Genomic DNA, 705 nt, shown 5'->3' with positions numbered 1-705 from the left:
CTCCCCATCCCAAGGTTGGGTGGCCAAAAGATAGACAATTCCGGTCAGGTGAACCAAGGCCAGAGCTGCCAAGCTGGCAGATCCCAAGTCCTGCAGGCGCACTGGCGCAGAGATGCTGGGCAGCACGTAGGGGTTGCGGCGAGGGGGAAAGGAAGCGGTCGGTAAGTGAGGATCCGTGTGTCGAAAGGCCATTGTCCCGCAGGCCCAGGCCGCGGGCAGGAAGCCCAGCAGGTAGCCGAAGGCGGGCTGGTTCAGGTATTGCCATCCGCCTCCCTGGGCAAACACCTGCAGCCCCGCCAACCCCAATCCCAGATAGACAATCTGGGCGCACACTGCCGCCACCGGCCCTGCCAGACAGGCCGTCAGCAGCATGCCGCCAATTTGCAGGGAAAAGCTATACCCTCCCACCCCTGGCCACTGAGACGGCAAGCTTACCTGGGTTAGGGTGCCCAAAATGGTCAAGATCACCCCAATCGCCGTCCAAAGCCATTCCAGAGGGGTTAGAAGCCGGCCAGGGCGCATAGCCGCTGGAAAATCTTTCCTTATCCTAGGAGAGGATACAGCCCCGATAAGGTAGGTAAGAGAGTGGTTAAGCCAGAGTGGATTGCCTTAGCCCAGGCCCTAGCCGACGCGGCCGGAGCGGTGATTCGCCCTTTGTTTCGCGGGGAGTTGCAGGCCGAGTACAAAGAGGCCAGATCCCCTATC

Annotated in this window: 1 protein-coding gene; it reads right to left on the bottom strand. The window is 61.0% G+C overall.

Going from position 1 to position 705, the window contains the following annotated elements:
* The coding region (locus NW858_RS10225; RefSeq protein WP_414520430.1) for a biotin transporter BioY at positions 1 to 522 on the bottom strand (522 nt) is incomplete at its 3' end.
* Between the last annotated feature and the right edge of the window lie 183 nt (positions 523 to 705).

This window comes from Synechococcus sp. H55.10, from assembly GCF_047502715.1.
Taxonomy (GTDB): Bacteria; Cyanobacteriota; Cyanobacteriia; order Thermostichales; family Thermostichaceae; genus Thermostichus.
This window is presented reverse-complemented; position numbering and strand designations above follow the sequence as displayed.